The organism is Streptomyces sp. NPDC101152 (assembly GCF_044768275.1).
In the GTDB taxonomy this organism is placed as follows: Bacteria; Actinomycetota; Actinomycetes; order Streptomycetales; family Streptomycetaceae; genus Streptomyces.
The window spans coordinates 136,832-150,285 of record NZ_JBIWPO010000016.1; the positions used below are offsets into that span (position 1 = coordinate 136,832).

The 13,454-nt window shown below is 71.2% G+C and carries 14 protein-coding genes; 9 read left to right on the forward strand and 5 right to left on the reverse strand.

Annotated features, from left to right (window positions below):
• The first annotated feature begins 36 nt into the window (after nt 1-36).
• From ACIRVK_RS22295 to ACIRVK_RS22305, 3 genes are read left to right on the forward strand one after another with little or no spacing between them, the layout of a single operon-like run.
• Nucleotides 37-1,317: an extracellular solute-binding protein gene (locus ACIRVK_RS22295; protein ID WP_404249588.1), complete on the forward strand. Its 1,281-nt coding sequence runs from the start codon at nt 37-39 to the stop codon at nt 1,315-1,317.
• Between the two features lie 5 nt (nt 1,318-1,322).
• Nucleotides 1,323-2,285: a carbohydrate ABC transporter permease gene (locus ACIRVK_RS22300; RefSeq protein ID WP_404249590.1), complete on the forward strand. Its 963-nt coding sequence runs from the start codon at nt 1,323-1,325 to the stop codon at nt 2,283-2,285.
• Nucleotides 2,286-2,341: 56 nt separating this feature from the next.
• Complete coding sequence (locus tag ACIRVK_RS22305) at nt 2,342-3,169, forward strand: carbohydrate ABC transporter permease (RefSeq protein ID WP_404249592.1); 828 nt, start codon at nt 2,342-2,344, stop codon at nt 3,167-3,169.
• A gap of 32 nt (nt 3,170-3,201) precedes the next feature.
• On the opposite strand, the gene ACIRVK_RS22310 is transcribed toward ACIRVK_RS22305, so the two are convergent.
• Both ACIRVK_RS22310 and ACIRVK_RS22315 read right to left on the reverse strand, forming a co-directional pair.
• A complete protein-coding gene (locus ACIRVK_RS22310) occupies nt 3,202-3,990 on the reverse strand; it encodes a DeoR/GlpR family DNA-binding transcription regulator (RefSeq protein ID WP_404249594.1) in 789 nt (262 codons plus the stop codon).
• A 136-nt stretch (nt 3,991-4,126) separates the two neighbouring features.
• The gene (locus ACIRVK_RS22315) at nt 4,127-4,699 is read right to left on the reverse strand and encodes a TetR/AcrR family transcriptional regulator (protein ID WP_404249667.1); all 573 of its coding nucleotides are present in this window, start codon (nt 4,697-4,699) and stop codon (nt 4,127-4,129) included.
• Between the two features lie 149 nt (nt 4,700-4,848).
• Here ACIRVK_RS22315 and ACIRVK_RS22320 point away from each other — a divergent pair, with 149 nt between their 5' ends.
• The 3 genes from ACIRVK_RS22320 to ACIRVK_RS22330 all read left to right on the forward strand — a co-directional run bounded on the left by ACIRVK_RS22320 (nt 4,849) and on the right by ACIRVK_RS22330 (nt 6,935).
• On the forward strand, nt 4,849-5,310 hold the full coding sequence (locus tag ACIRVK_RS22320; protein ID WP_404249596.1) for a nuclear transport factor 2 family protein: 462 nt from the start codon (nt 4,849-4,851) through the stop codon (nt 5,308-5,310).
• Between the two features lie 9 nt (nt 5,311-5,319).
• A complete protein-coding gene (locus ACIRVK_RS22325; RefSeq protein ID WP_404249598.1) occupies nt 5,320-5,853 on the forward strand; it encodes a flavoprotein in 534 nt (177 codons plus the stop codon).
• 110 nt (nt 5,854-5,963) lie between these two features.
• Nucleotides 5,964-6,935, forward strand: coding sequence for an aldo/keto reductase (locus ACIRVK_RS22330; protein ID WP_404249600.1), 972 nt, complete (start codon nt 5,964-5,966; stop codon nt 6,933-6,935).
• 30 nt (nt 6,936-6,965) lie between these two features.
• Here ACIRVK_RS22330 and ACIRVK_RS22335 read toward each other — a convergent pair whose 3' ends face one another.
• A complete protein-coding gene (locus ACIRVK_RS22335; protein ID WP_404249602.1) occupies nt 6,966-7,784 on the reverse strand; it encodes a phytanoyl-CoA dioxygenase family protein in 819 nt (272 codons plus the stop codon).
• Nucleotides 7,785-7,853: 69 nt separating this feature from the next.
• Between ACIRVK_RS22335 and ACIRVK_RS22340 the strand changes: the two genes are divergently transcribed.
• Together ACIRVK_RS22340 and ACIRVK_RS22345 are read left to right on the forward strand one after the other, a co-directional pair.
• Nucleotides 7,854-8,753: a helix-turn-helix domain-containing protein gene (locus ACIRVK_RS22340; RefSeq protein ID WP_404249604.1), complete on the forward strand. Its 900-nt coding sequence runs from the start codon at nt 7,854-7,856 to the stop codon at nt 8,751-8,753.
• Nucleotides 8,754-9,141: 388 nt separating this feature from the next.
• Entirely contained in the window at nt 9,142-11,079 is a 1,938-nt protein-coding gene (locus ACIRVK_RS22345) for a ricin-type beta-trefoil lectin domain protein (RefSeq protein ID WP_404249606.1), read from the forward strand.
• Between the two features lie 18 nt (nt 11,080-11,097).
• Here ACIRVK_RS22345 and ACIRVK_RS22350 read toward each other — a convergent pair whose 3' ends face one another.
• Together ACIRVK_RS22350 and ACIRVK_RS22355 are read right to left on the reverse strand one after the other, a co-directional pair.
• Nucleotides 11,098-12,354 carry an arsenic transporter gene (locus ACIRVK_RS22350; protein ID WP_404249669.1) on the reverse strand — a complete coding sequence of 419 codons (1,257 nt, stop codon included), beginning with the start codon at nt 12,352-12,354 and terminating at the stop codon, nt 11,098-11,100.
• 83 nt (nt 12,355-12,437) lie between these two features.
• Nucleotides 12,438-13,100, reverse strand: coding sequence for a DUF4232 domain-containing protein (locus ACIRVK_RS22355; RefSeq protein ID WP_404249608.1), 663 nt, complete (start codon nt 13,098-13,100; stop codon nt 12,438-12,440).
• An 80-nt stretch (nt 13,101-13,180) separates the two neighbouring features.
• Here ACIRVK_RS22355 and ACIRVK_RS22360 point away from each other — a divergent pair, with 80 nt between their 5' ends.
• Nucleotides 13,181-13,450, forward strand: a complete 270-nt coding sequence (locus ACIRVK_RS22360) for a hypothetical protein (RefSeq protein WP_404249610.1) — start codon at nt 13,181-13,183, stop codon at nt 13,448-13,450.
• Nucleotides 13,451-13,454: the final 4 nt, after the last annotated feature.

The window sequence follows — 13,454 nt, forward strand, 5'->3', positions numbered from 1 at the left end:
CGCAATCAGGCGAGCACGCGCTTGACGAAGCACGCCATGCGTGCGGAGAGGTACTCCGTGAAACGGCACCTCGCAGGCCTCGCCGGGGGACTGACCCTGGCCCTGGCCCTCACCGGATGCGGCAAGGGCAGCTCCTCCGACAGCGGCGGATCCGACGGCAGGACGATCCGGTTCGTCGCGGCGAAGTACGACGACGACACCCAGGCCTACTGGACGGCACTGATCAAGGACTTCGAGGCCGCGAACCCCGGCTACCGGGTGAATCTCGAAGTCGTCGACTGGGAGCAGATGGACTCCAAGGTCAAGACCTACGTCCAGACCAGGCAGACACCCGACATCCTCAACTACAACAAGTTCTCCGACTTCGCCCGCGACGGCCTGGTCTACAAGGCACAGGACGTCGTCGCCCCTGGCGTACTGAACGACTTCCTCCCGCTGTTCCGGCAGCAGGCGCAATACAAGGGAGTCCAGTACGGCCTGCCTCTGCTCTCCAGCGCACGCCTGTTCTTCTACAACAAGGACATCTTCGCCAAGGCGGGCATCGCCCGGCCGCCGGCCACCTGGGCCGAGGTCGAGGCCGACGCCAAGAAGATCAAGCAGGCCGGCTCCATCGGCCTCGGGCTGCCGCTGGGAGCCGAGGAGGCCCAGGCCGAGTTCCAGATCTGGGCCATGAACAACGGCGGCGGCTGGACCGACAGTTCGGGCAAGTGGGCGATCGACCAGCAGGCCAACGTCGACACGCTCACCTATCTGCGCAGACTGACGAAGGAGAAGCTGACCCAGCCCAACCCGGAGGCCACCAACCGCAAGGACGTCTTCAACGAGTTCGCGCAGGGCAAGATCGGCATGCTCAACGGTGCGGTCTTCCTGCGCAAGGGCTTCATCGACCCGGTCGACGGGAAACTGAACTACGGTGTCGCGCCCCTGCCGAGCAAGGACGGCAGCACCCACAAGACGCTCGGCGTGCAGGACTACCTCGTCGCGTTCAAGAAGAGCGGCGGGTCGAACAAGGCGACGGTGAAGAAGTTCCTCGACTTCGTCTACCAGAAGGAGAACGCCGCCAGGTTCGTCTCCACCGAGGGGTTCCTGTCGGTCACCAAGTCGGCCGGTGAGGCGCTCAGTTCCGGCAGCGCGAACGCCGCCTACTACAAGCCCTTCGTCGACGCCCTCGCGAGCGCGGAGTTCGCCCCGACCGACAACCCCGCCTGGGCCGCGGTCGACGGCGCCGTGAAACAGCGCATCGGCACGGCGGTGGCGGGCGGTGACCCGGCGCAGGTCCTGGGCGAGATCCAGAAGACCGCGCAGAAGGGCGAGTGACGTCGGTGGCCGTACAGGACGTCACCCCGCGCGCCGCCGGGACCGGCCGCCCGGTCCCGGCGGCCCCGCCGCCCCCGTCGCGCCGCGGGCGCGGGTCTTGGCGCGCGCTGGAGCCGCTGTTGTGGCTCGGACCCGCGGTCCTCCTCATCCTGACCATGGTCGTCTGGCCGGTCTTCGAGATGGCCCGCACGTCGCTCACGCGGGTGAGCTCCACCGGACTGTCCGAGGGGTTCGCCGGCCTGCGCAACTACACGGACCTGTTCGCCGAGGACGACCTGCCCGGAGTGCTGCTGCGCACCCTCGTGTGGGTCGTCGGCGTCGTCACCGTCACCATCGTCGTCTCCCTCGGCCTGTCCCAGCTGCTGAACTCCCGTTTCCCCGGGCGCCGGTTGGTGCGCTGGGCGCTGATCGTGCCGTGGGCCTCGTCCGTGCTGATGACGGCGCTGATCTGGCGCTGGATGCTCAACGACTTCTACGGCGTCGTCAACCGGCTGCTGATGGACCTCGGCGTGCTGGACGCGCCCGTCAACTGGCTGGCCCATCCCGGGCAGGCCCTGGTGGCGATGATGGGCGTGGCGGTGTTCGTGTCGCTGCCGTTCACCTCGTTCGTCCTGCTGGCCGGTCTGCAGAGCATCCCCGCCGAGGTGTACGAGGCGGCACGGGTGGACGGCGCGGGCCCGGTCCGCGGCTACCTGGGCATCACTCTGCCGCTGCTGCGCCCCTCGCTGGTGGTCGCCGCGATCATCAACGTCATCAACGTGTTCAACTCCTTCCCCATCATCTGGGCCATGACGCGCGGCGGCCCCGGCTTCGCCACCGACACGACCACCACCTACCTGTACAAACTCGCCTTCGACAACCAGTCGGTGGGGGAGTCGGCCGCCATGGCCGTCGTCAATTTCGGGCTGGTCCTTGCTGTGGTGCTGGTCTATCTGCGCGTCGTGCGCCGACAGGAGGACACCGAGTGAGCAGGACCGCCGTCATGCCCCACCAGGCCGCGCCGCGCAGGAGACGGCCACGACCGATGAAGCTGCGCACCGTCCTGGTCACCGCCGTCGGATGGCTGGTGGCGCTGGTGTTTCTCGCGCCCTACGCGGAGATGCTGCTCACGGCGCTCAAACCGACCCCGGAACTGATGAAGTCCCCGCCGTCCTATCTGCCCTCCCGCTGGCAGTGGTCGAACTTCACCCACATCTGGTCACTCACCGACCCGCGGGTGGGGGACGCTCTGTTGTTCTCGCTGTACGTCGCCGGGGCGGCGACGCTGCTCGCCCTGGCCGTCGGGCTGCCCGCCGCGTACTACACCGCCCGGCACCGGTTCCGCGGGCGCGGCGCCTTCCTGCTGCTCGTGCTCGTCACCCAGATGTTCGCGCCCACCGCGCTGCTGGTCGGCATCTACCGGGAGATGGTCAGCCTCGACCTGACCGACACCGCCGAGGGCCTGATCCTGGTGAACGCGGCGTTCAACCTGCCGTTCTGCGTATGGATCCTCAACGCCTACTTCGCGAGCATCCCCCGGGAACTGGAGGAGGCGGCCTGGCTCGACGGCACCGGGCGGTTCGGCGCGCTCACCCGTGTCGTGCTGCCGCTCGCGATGCCCGGTGTGGTGACCGCGCTCGTCTACACCTTCATCGGCGCCTGGAACGAGTACGTGGTGGCGCTCACCGTCACCTCGTCCGGCAACCGGATGACCCTGACCCGGGCGATTCCCGGCTTCGTCACCTCGTACCACGAGCAGTGGCAGTACCTCTTCGCCACCTCGCTCATCGCGATCGTGCCCGTGGTGGCGCTGTTCGTCTTCGTGGAGCGCTACCTCGTCGCCGGGCTGACCGCGGGCGGCGTCCGGGGATGAAGCCGGGACCCGCGCCGGCGCGGTCTGCGGTGTCAGGCGCGGATGACCTCGACACCGGCCGCGGTGAACGACTCGGTCAGCTGGTCCGAGGCGGCCTTGTCGGTCACCAGGACGTCGATGTCCTCCACCGGGCAGATGCGGGCGAAGGCCCTGCGGTTCAGCTTGGAGGCGTCGGCGACCGCGACGACCTGCTGCGCGCGCCGGGCCAGCGCCCGGTTGATGCTGGCCTCGCCCTCGTGGTGGGCGGTCGCCCCGTGGGCCACGTCGATGGCGTCGACCCCGATGAAGACCTGGTCCAGCGCGATCTCCGCGAGCAGTTCGGTGGCCAGCGGCCCGATCAGCTCGTAGGACGCCGGCCGGGCCACCCCGCCGGTCACCACGAGCTTCACATGGCGCCGTACGACCAACTCGTTCGCGATGTTCAGAGCGTTGGTCACCACGGTGACCGCCGTCTCCGCACCGCCGGAACTCAGGTCGGCGCGGGTGGCCAGTGCCCGCGCCACCTCGGTGGTGGTGGTGCCGCCGTTCAGTCCCACCACGGCGCCGGCCTTCACCAGCGCGGCGGCCGCGTGCGCGATCCGCTCCTTCTCCGGAGCGTTGCGTGCGGCCTTGTAGCGCAGCGGCAGGTCGTAGGCGATCGCGTTGATCACGGCCCCGCCGTGTGTGCGGGTGACCATCTGCTGGCGGGCCAGTTCGTCGAGGTCACGCCTGATGGTCGCGGCGGACACCTGCAACTCCTCGGCGGCCGGCTCGACTTCGATCCGCCCGTCGCGCGTCAGCATCTCCAGCAGCGCGCTCCACCGGGCCTGCGGTGCCGCCATGTCTCACAACTCCTGTCGGTGGGGTACGCCACGATGTGCGCACCACCATGAAACCACAGAGCATGATCGGGCGATTTGTGAACGTCAAACGAGCAAAAGACTGCACTGGCCGCCGGTTTTTCCTGCGCAGACCTGATCACTCGTCGCTCTGCGGGGAACGGTGGGCCCGCACCAGCAGACGTGCCGCCTCGCGGGCCTGACCGGCGGGCTCCGTGCTCCGTGTGATGCCCGCGGTGACCATGGCGCCCTCCGCCAGCAGGAACAGCTGCCCGCTCAGCGCGCCGGGCAGCCCCGCCTCGGCCACCAGCCCGGCGAGGTAGTCCCTGAACGCCTCCTTGTGTGCTCGTACTCGGGCGGCCACCCGCGGCGAGGTGGCGCCCAGCTCGCCGTGGGCATTGATCCACGCGCACCCGCGGAAACCGTCCTCGCCGAACCATCCCTCCAGCCAGTCGAACACGGCCAGTACCCGCTCCTCGGGATCCCGGTGCCGCGCCACGGACTGCGCGAGCCGCCCTCGCCACCGTGCGTCCCGCCGCTCGAGATACGCCTCGACCAGCTGTTCCTTCGCCGGGAAGAGCTGATAGAGCCGCTTGAGCGACACCCCCGACGCACCCCGGATGTCGTCCATGCCGACGGCCTGGATGCCCCGCCCGTAGAACAACTCCTCGGCGGCGTCCAGCGCCAGTTCCCGGGCGGCTGCGCTGTCCATGACGGCCATGCGGTCTACGACCTCTTCCTCTTCCGTGACGTTCCTTGACACGAGAACGAGCGTTCTCCTACGGTAGCAGCCAGTCGAGAGAACGCACGTTCTCCCTCCCTGTCTTTCTCTCTGCCCGCCCCTTCGCCGAGGAGTGACCCATGGCCGCCGACCGTCCGCCCCTGCCCCCGTTCACCCGCGAGACCGCCGCGCGGAAGGTGCAGGCCGCCGAGGACGCCTGGAACACCCGGGACCCGCACAAAGTCGCGCTCGCCTACTCGGAGGACTCGGTCTGGCGCAACCGCGACACGTTCGTCACCGGCCGCGCCGAGATCGTCGCCTTCCTGACCGCCAAGTGGGAGCGCGAGCTGGACTACGCCCTGCGCAAGGACCTCTGGTCCTTCGACGGCAACCGCATCGCCGTCCGTTTCCAGTACGAGTGCCACGACGCCGGCGGCCAGTGGTGGCGCTCCTACGGCAACGAACTCTGGGAGTTCGACGAGCACGGCCTGATGACCCGGCGCGAGGCCGGCATCAACGACGTGCCCATCGAGGAGAGGGAGCGCCGCATCCACGGGCCGCGGCCCGAGGCCGAGCGCGGGGAGAGCTTCCCGCTTCAGTAGGGTTCCCGGATGACCGAACAGGCCGGGAAACCCTTCCTCTACGTCGTCGTCTGCGCGGCCGGGATCGCCGCGGGCGTCAGCAGGCTGATCACCGCCGGGCAAGGGCGGGGCTGGGAGGTCGGCGTGATCGCCACGCCCGTCGCGATGAACGGCTTCTTCGACACCGCGGCCGTCCAGGCCCAGACCGGCCGCGCCATACGCTCCGCCTGGCGCACGCCCGGCGATCCGCGTCCCTTCCCGCCGCCGGACGCGATCGTGGTCGCGCCCGCCACCTTCAACACCGTCAACAAGTGGGCGGCGGGCCTGGCCGACACCCTCGCCGTGGCCACCCTCTGCGAGGCCCACGGTCTCGGCGTCCCCGTCGCCGTGCTCCCGTGCGTCGGCGACGCGCTGGCCGCCCACCCCGCCTACCAGGACAGCCTGGTACGGCTGCGCGGGATGGGCGTCCGCTTCGGCGCGCCGTACTCGGGCGAGGCGGGGGAGGACGGTACACGCCCCGGTTTCGGTTGGGAGCGGGCACTGGACCTGCTGGAGCGCGGCTGACGCCCGGGCACGTCCCGTCGTGCTCCTCTCGCCAACGCCTCGCTGACTTGGAGAGCACACGACGTCGTACGCTCCTTTTCGTACCCAACCCGAAGGCAGGAGCGGCAACGATGCAGTACGTGAAGCTCGGTTCGACGGGCCTGGACGTCTCGAGGATCTGTCTGGGCTGCATGACCTACGGCCTGCCCGACCGAGGCACACACGAGTGGACGCTCGACGAGGAGGCGTCCCGCCCGCTGATCCGGCAGGCGCTGGAGGCCGGGATCAACTTCTTCGACACGGCGAACGTCTACTCCGACGGCACCAGCGAGGAGATCGTCGGCAAGGCGCTGCGCGACTTCGCCAACCGCGACGAGATCGTCCTCGCGACCAAGGTGCACGGCCGGATGCGACCCGGTGCCAACGGCGCGGGCCTGTCCCGCAAGGCGATCCTGACCGAGATCGACCACAGCCTCAGCCGGCTCGGCACCGACTACGTCGACCTCTACCAGATCCACCGCTTCGACCCGCACACCCCGGTCGAGGAGACCATGGAAGCGCTGCACGACGTGGTCAAGGCGGGCAAGGTCCGGTACATCGGGGCCAGTTCGATGTTCGCCTGGCAGTTCTCCAAGATGCAGTACGTCGCCGAGCGGCACGGCTGGACCAAGTTCGTGTCCATGCAGAACCACTACAACCTCCTCTACCGCGAGGAGGAGCGCGAGATGCTGCCGCTCTGCGCCGACCAGGGCGTCGGTGTGCTGCCCTGGAGCCCGCTGGCCCGCGGGCGGCTCACCCGGGACTGGGGCACGGTCACCGAGCGCAGCGAGAACGACGACTTCGGCAGCCGCCTGTACCAGGAGGGCGACCGCACCATCGTCGAGGCCGTCACCCGCATCGCGAACGACCGGGGCGCCCCCCGCGCCCAGGTCGCCCTCGCCTGGCTGCTGCACCAGGACACGGTGGCCGCGCCCATCGTCGGCGCCGCCAAGCCGCACCACATCGAGGACGCGGTGGCCGCCGTCGAACTCGAGCTCAGCGGCAAGGAGATCGAGGAACTCCAGCAGCCGTACACCCCGCACCCGATCGTCGGGCACAGCTGACCGAGTGCTCAGCCAGTGCCTGCCGCGGCGCTAGTGAGGTCCCCGCGGTGCGAACTCCGTGCCGCAGGGGCCCGCTCCCTCGCTCTCGGCCAGCCGCACCCGCTCGCCGTTCATCGTCATCGTCCGGTAGTAGACACCGATGCGCTCGGCCGAACGCCCCACGTAGTGGCCGATGAAGGAGCGGCGGAACCGGTCCGGGGTGCGGTTGGGCCCGGAGCCGTGCACCACGCTGCCGTTGAAGAACAGGACGTCCCCCGGTGCCATGTCGACCGGCACTGCCGCGAGGCCCGGCGGCGGGGGAACGTACTCCCGGGCGAACGACGTCGCCGCGTCCGCCTCCTCCGGGCAGAACAGGTCCATGCGGTGCGTGCCGGGGACGACCTCGAGACCGCCGTTGTCCCGGTCGATCACGTCGCAGGCCACCCACGCCGCCACGCAGGTGCCCGGCTCCACCCGCAGGTAGAAGTTGTCCTGGTGCAGCGCCTGCCCCCGCGCCCCCGGCGGCTTGAAGTAGAACATGCTCTGCGCGGCCAGCACCTCCTCGCCCAGCAGGGCCTCCAGCACGGTGCGCAGCCGGGCGTCGAGCAGGACCTGCCGGGCCATTTCGTCGATCTCGTGCGGGTGCATCACCCTCGGGTACGCCGCCAGCGGATCGTCCGACTCCCGGGGCTCGAAGTGCCCCGGCACCGGGCCACCCGCGTGCAGCGCCGCGAACCGCGCGCACAGCAGGTCGATCTCCTCGCGCCCGAACAACCCGCGCACGACGGTGAACCCGTCCTCCTCGAACCGCCGCAGCCCGTCCCGCGTCAGGACGGCGGCTTGCTCGGTGCCGTTGTCCGTGACTGTCATCTGTACCCTCCTCGGTCAGGTGCCCCTGCTCCATCACGCTAGGCCGCCGCACCTGCCGGAAGGATGCCCATGACCGCTGACCGATTGCCCGGGACTGCTGCGCCGCCCCCGGGCCTCGTGGTGATCGGCAACTACCACCAGCCACAGGGGTACGCCGAGAACCGGCCGGGCGGTGCCCGGAGTTGGCTGTTCACCTGGACCACGGGCGGCCGGGGCCGGCTGCGCCAGGGCGGCGCCGAGGTGCGCGCCGGCACGGGGGACCTGGTGGTGCTCGGCCCGGGTGTGGCGCACCAGTACGGCGTCGAACCGGGCTGCACCGACTGGCGGTTCTGGTGGGTGCACTGCCAGGCCCGGCCTTCCTGGATCCCGTGGCTGCGCCCGTACGACACCGGGGACGGACTGTACGCCGTCCCCCCGGCCCCGCCCGGCCTGCACGGCCGCGTCGAGGCGGCCTTCCGCCGGATGCTCGCCGACGCCCGCTGGACCGGCACCGAACCGCCGCCCGCCGGCGCACCGTCCGACGAACAGGTCGCCGTGGCGTACGACACCGCGGCCCGTGAACTCGCCCTGAGCGCACTGGAGGAGATCGTCCTGCTCACGGCCGCCACCGCCCGGCCGGCCAGACCCGCCGCCGGTGTCGACGCCCGGGTGCGCCGGGCCCAGGCGCTGATCGACGCCGACCCGGGCTCCCCGCACACGGTCCGCTCGCTCGCCGCGAGTGTCGCCCTCTCGCCGTCCCGCTTCGCCCATCTGTTCACCCGGCAGCTCGGCCAGTCCCCGATGCGGGCGCTGCGCGAGGCGCGGCTGCGGCACGCGGCCCGGCTCCTGGAGGGCAGCGACCTGTCCGTCGAACGGGTCTCCGCCGCCTCCGGGTTCGCCAGCCCCTTCCACTTCAACCGCGTCTTCCACGCCCGCTACGGCGTGCCGCCCGGCGCGTACCGGGCGCGCGGACCAATGGTTGGCGCGTGAGCCGGCGTGCGCCGGCGCGGCAGGCGGCGCGCATGGTGGTGGAGGTCGCTCAATGGTTTTCCTGCGGCGTCCGGGCCCGGCGGCGCGAATTCTGCCGCCCAGGATTGACGATTCGTCAAAATCGCGTACCCGTCACGGCATGCAGAAAAACGTGAGATCCCTTGTTCCGGTTCGCTGACCTGTGCAAAGGTGTGCGTCGTCGGCGCACAGAAAATACACGTTTTCAGTGTGCGCGCGAGGCCTCACCGTTCGCCCCGAGCTTCAAAAGAGCTGTTTCCGGCAGGCGTTCGAGATGCCGAACCAGTACGAGTGGACCTCGTCACCTTGTCGGCGGGTCCCCATACCAATTGGTATGGACTTATGTGCATGCCCCGAGAGGAACGCAGCCGTGAAAGACGCCGGCCTGTCGAATTCCCCCACGTCTTCCCGCCGCTTCGAGGTGACGGACGAACAGCTGAGCGCCGAGCTCAAGAAGTGGACGGGAACGACGCCGGCACTGCAGCCGGTCGGTGAACTCCTGGACCGGCACTGGGAGGCGGGGTTCGCCTACGCCCGGCTGTGCACCGAGGACGCCCCGTCCGCGGGCATGCTCACGACCGCGGCGTTCACCCGGCTGTTCGGCGAGACCCTCCGGCAGAACGGCCCCACCTCCGCCTGGCGGCCCCGACTCCTCGTCACCGTGCGCCGTATCGCGGCGGAGTGGGACAACGACCCCCGGCGCGAGCACCTGCACCCCGAACTGCGCTCCACGGCCGACGGCGGGGACCGCGTCGCCGCCCGCCTGCTGCCCCCGCCCGGGCGGCGCCTGCTGTCCGGCGCGTTCCAGCGCCTGCCCCAGTCGGCGCGCTGCGTGCTGTGGCACGTGGAGGTGGAGGCCGAACCGCTGGAGATACCCGGTGGACTGCTCGGCCTGGACGCGGAGGACGCGCGCGTCGAACTGGGACGGGCCCGCGACCGGCTGCGCGAGGAGTGCCTCCAGGTCCACCGCGAGCTCGCCCCCGACCAGGAGTGCCGGCGCTACCTGCGGATGCTCGACGTGACCTACCGGCGCGGCGGCGTCGACGTCGACCCCGACCTCGCCGCCCACCTCGCCGGCTGCGGGCACTGCAGCGACACCGCCGACCAACTGGCCCAGTTCAACCACGGACTCGGCCTCGCGCTCGCCGAGGCGGTGCTCGGCTGGGGCGCCCAGGCCTACGTCGAGTCCCGGATCGCGGGCCCCCTCAAGGACAGCACCCCGCCCCCGGCGCCGCTGCGGGTCCCACGGACGGCGGGCGAGCCCTTCACCCTGCCGGGCGAGCCGTTCCTGCCGGCCGGCGAAGCCTTCATGCCGGCGCCCGGGTCCTACGCGGCCGTCGGCGCCCCTGCCGCCCCCACCGCTCCCGCGACCGGCACCGAGCCCCAGCCAGGCGGCCCGGCCGCCTCACCCCGCTCGGCGCACAAGGCCGCACGGCGCGCCGCGGCCCGCCGCCGCAACCTCACCGCCGCCGTCCTCACGGTCAGCGGACTGGTCGTCCTGCCGCTGGTCCTGTGGTCCGTCCTCGGCTCCGGCGACGCCCCCGCTCCGGCCGCCGGCGGCAAGACCTCCGAGACCCCCGCCCCCAGCAGGAGCACCGCGGCCGGAAACCCTTCCTGGATCACCGCCGGCGAGGCATCCCAGGGCAATGTGCAGGGGCGGCTGCACAACCTCGACTCCGGCCTGTGCATCGGGGTCGTCGGCAAGAAGGTGGTCAAGGGCGCCGAGACCGAGCTCGCCACCTGCTCCTCCACGAACGACCAGCAGTGGGCGTACGAGACCGACGGCAGGCTGCAGAGCGTCGCCGACCCCGAGCTCTGCCTCGACTCCCACCTCGCCTACTCGGTGCAGCTCGCCCCGTGCACCGGCACCTCGGCGGCCGCCGCCAGGAACATCCGGTACGACTTCACCCTGCAGGGCACCCTGGTGCCCCGGTGGAACCAGGACCTGGCCCTCAGTCCCGCCGCCACCGACGGCTCGGGCGGGCTCGTGGTCAAGACCCGGGACAACGGCAAGGCGCAGCGCTGGGCGTTCGACACGTCCAAGGCCGACCTCCAGATGCAGGTCGTCAACTGGGACGCGGCCAGCAGACCCGTACCGTCGCCGACCGTCAAGAAGGCCGCCCCGAAGGCGTCGAGGACGCCCAGCGCCACACCGACGCCCACACCGAAGCCGAACACCACCCACCCGGCTCCGAAGGCCTCCCCGCCCGCGAACCCGTACTGCCACTACAACCCGTACTACTGCGGAGGGGGCGGCTACGGCCCGGGCTACGGCTACGGCCCAGGCGGCTACGGCGGCGGCCACTGACCCCCACGCCCAGCGCGCTCAGCCGCCCACGACCTGGAGCGACACCCACAGCGCCGCCACGGCCGACACCAGCGCGGCCGGGGTGGCGAGCAGGCCGAGCAGGGTGAACTCCCCGAGGCGCACGTCCTGCTCGTGCCGGTGCACGATACGCCGCCACAGCAGCGTCGCCAGCGACCCGGCGTACGTCAGGTTCGGCCCGATGTTCACCCCGAGCAGCACCGCCAGCACCGCACCGGGCCCCGCCGCGGCGGACAGCGGCAGCAGGACCAGCACGGCCGGCAGGTTGTTGATCAGGTTCGCCAGGACGGCCGCCAGCGCGGCGATCCCGAGCAGCGCGAGCAGCCCCGACCCGGCAGGCAGCACATGGCCGAGCGCGCCGGCGAGCCCGTTGTCCACCACCGCCCGCACCACGATCCCGAGCGCGAGGACGAACGCCAGGAACGCGGGCGACGACGCCTGCAGCACCGACAGCGGCGTGGCGCGCCGCCGTATCAGTGCGCGGCCTGCCAGGACCAGCGCGCCCGCGGTCGCCACCCACGCCGGCTCCACGCCGACCGCCGAGGCGACCACGAACCCGGCCAGCGTGCAGCCCACCGTGATCAGCGCGAACAGCGGCAGCTCAGGCGTTTCGCCGGGCTCGGGGGAGTGGGCCGAGGTGGTCAGGTCGTCGCGGAAGAAACGCCGGAACACCAGGTACTCGGCGCCGATCGCCAGCAGCCACGGCAGGGCCATCAGTGCCGCGAACCGGGTGAAGCTCAGCCCGCTCGTCTCGAACGCCAGCAGGTTGGTCAGGTTGGAGACCGGCAGCAGCAGCGAGGCCGTGTTGGACAGATGGGCGCAGGCGTACAGATGAGGCCGGGCGCGCATGCCCGCCCGGGCGGCGGTGGCGAACACCACCGGCGTCAGCAGCACCACCGTGGCGTCCAGACTGAGGACGGCGGTGATCACCGAGGCCAGCACGAACACCGCGGTCAGCAGCCGCCCCGGCGACCCCGCCGCCGAGCGCGCCATCCACGCCCCGCACGCCTGGAACAGGCCCTCGACGTCACAGAAGTGGGCCAGCACCAGCACCGCCGCGAGAAAGCCGACGACCGGTCCCAGCCGGGCGGCCTCCTCGCGGGCGTGGTCCAGCGAGATGGCCCCGGTGGCGATCACGATCCCCGCGGCCGGAACGGCCAGGACGGCCTCGGGCAGTCCCTTCGGGCGCACCACGGCGAAGCCGAGGACGGCGGCGAGCAGGACGACGGACAGGGTCTCGGCGAGCGGGGTGTTCAGGGCGGGATCCTTCGGGACGGCGCGACGCGGGGAAGATCCATGAAATCAGGCCGCGGTAAGAAGCCCCTCCCGACCCCGAACTCTCACGCGCCGGTGCCGGGCGCGAACACCATCAGGTGCACCGAGGACGCGTTACCGGAGACCGGCACCGGGCCGCCGGTCCACGCCACCTTCAGGGAGTTCCGCTCGTTCGGCGGGGTCACCAGCAGCGCCGCCGGGGTGACCGCATGCGCGCCGCTCACCTCGGGATTGGAGAACGTCATGCCGGCCCAGGCGCTCCTGCCCGGCGCCAGGGTCACCGTCGTGGGCGTCCCCGACTCACGCTGCGGGTCGGGGCCCTGCTGCCGGCCCGACGCGTCGACGAACGCGGCACCCGGATAGCCGCGGACCGTGCAGGTGCGCGAGGACGTGTTGGTCAGCACGATCGGGAAGTTCTCCTGGCCCGCGCCGGGATTGTTCCGACCGACGCTCGCCCGCAGCTCGGAGGTGTGGCAGCGGCTCCCCGTGGCCGCGGACACGCCCTGCGTCGTCGTCGCCGAGACGGTGACGGTGGTCTCGCCCGGCGTGCCGCCCGACGCGGACGCGGAGCCCGCGGCGGACCCGTTCGGCGCGTCGGTCGTGCCGCTCAGCGTCTGGGGGGAACTCGCCGTGCCGCCGCCGTTTCCGCAGGCGCTCACCGCGCCCAGCAGCGCGACCGCGCTCGCGAGCAGGGCCGCTCGGCGGATGGAGGGGGACTTGTTCGCCATGTTCCTCAACACTCCCGGAGTTCAGCCGCACCCGCCATGGCGGGTGCGTACGGCGCTCTGTGCCCCGTCATGTATGTCCGATGCACGCGGGTACGAAAAAGTTCGCGTGCGTTCGGGTCGCCAGACCGTGCCGATCCGCTCCACGGAGTGCATACGACTATCATGCCTGGTCGTGGACCGATCCTGAGCCGCACCTTCTCGCCCCCACCGCGGAACTCGCCCGTCTGGCCGCGGAGCTGGAGGCCCTGGACCGGCTGGAGCGCGAACCCCCCCAGCCGGTCGAGCCGTTGGTGTACCGCGACCTGTGCCGGCTGCGGTACGCCGAGGCCGCCGAGCGGGCCGGATCCTGAGTGC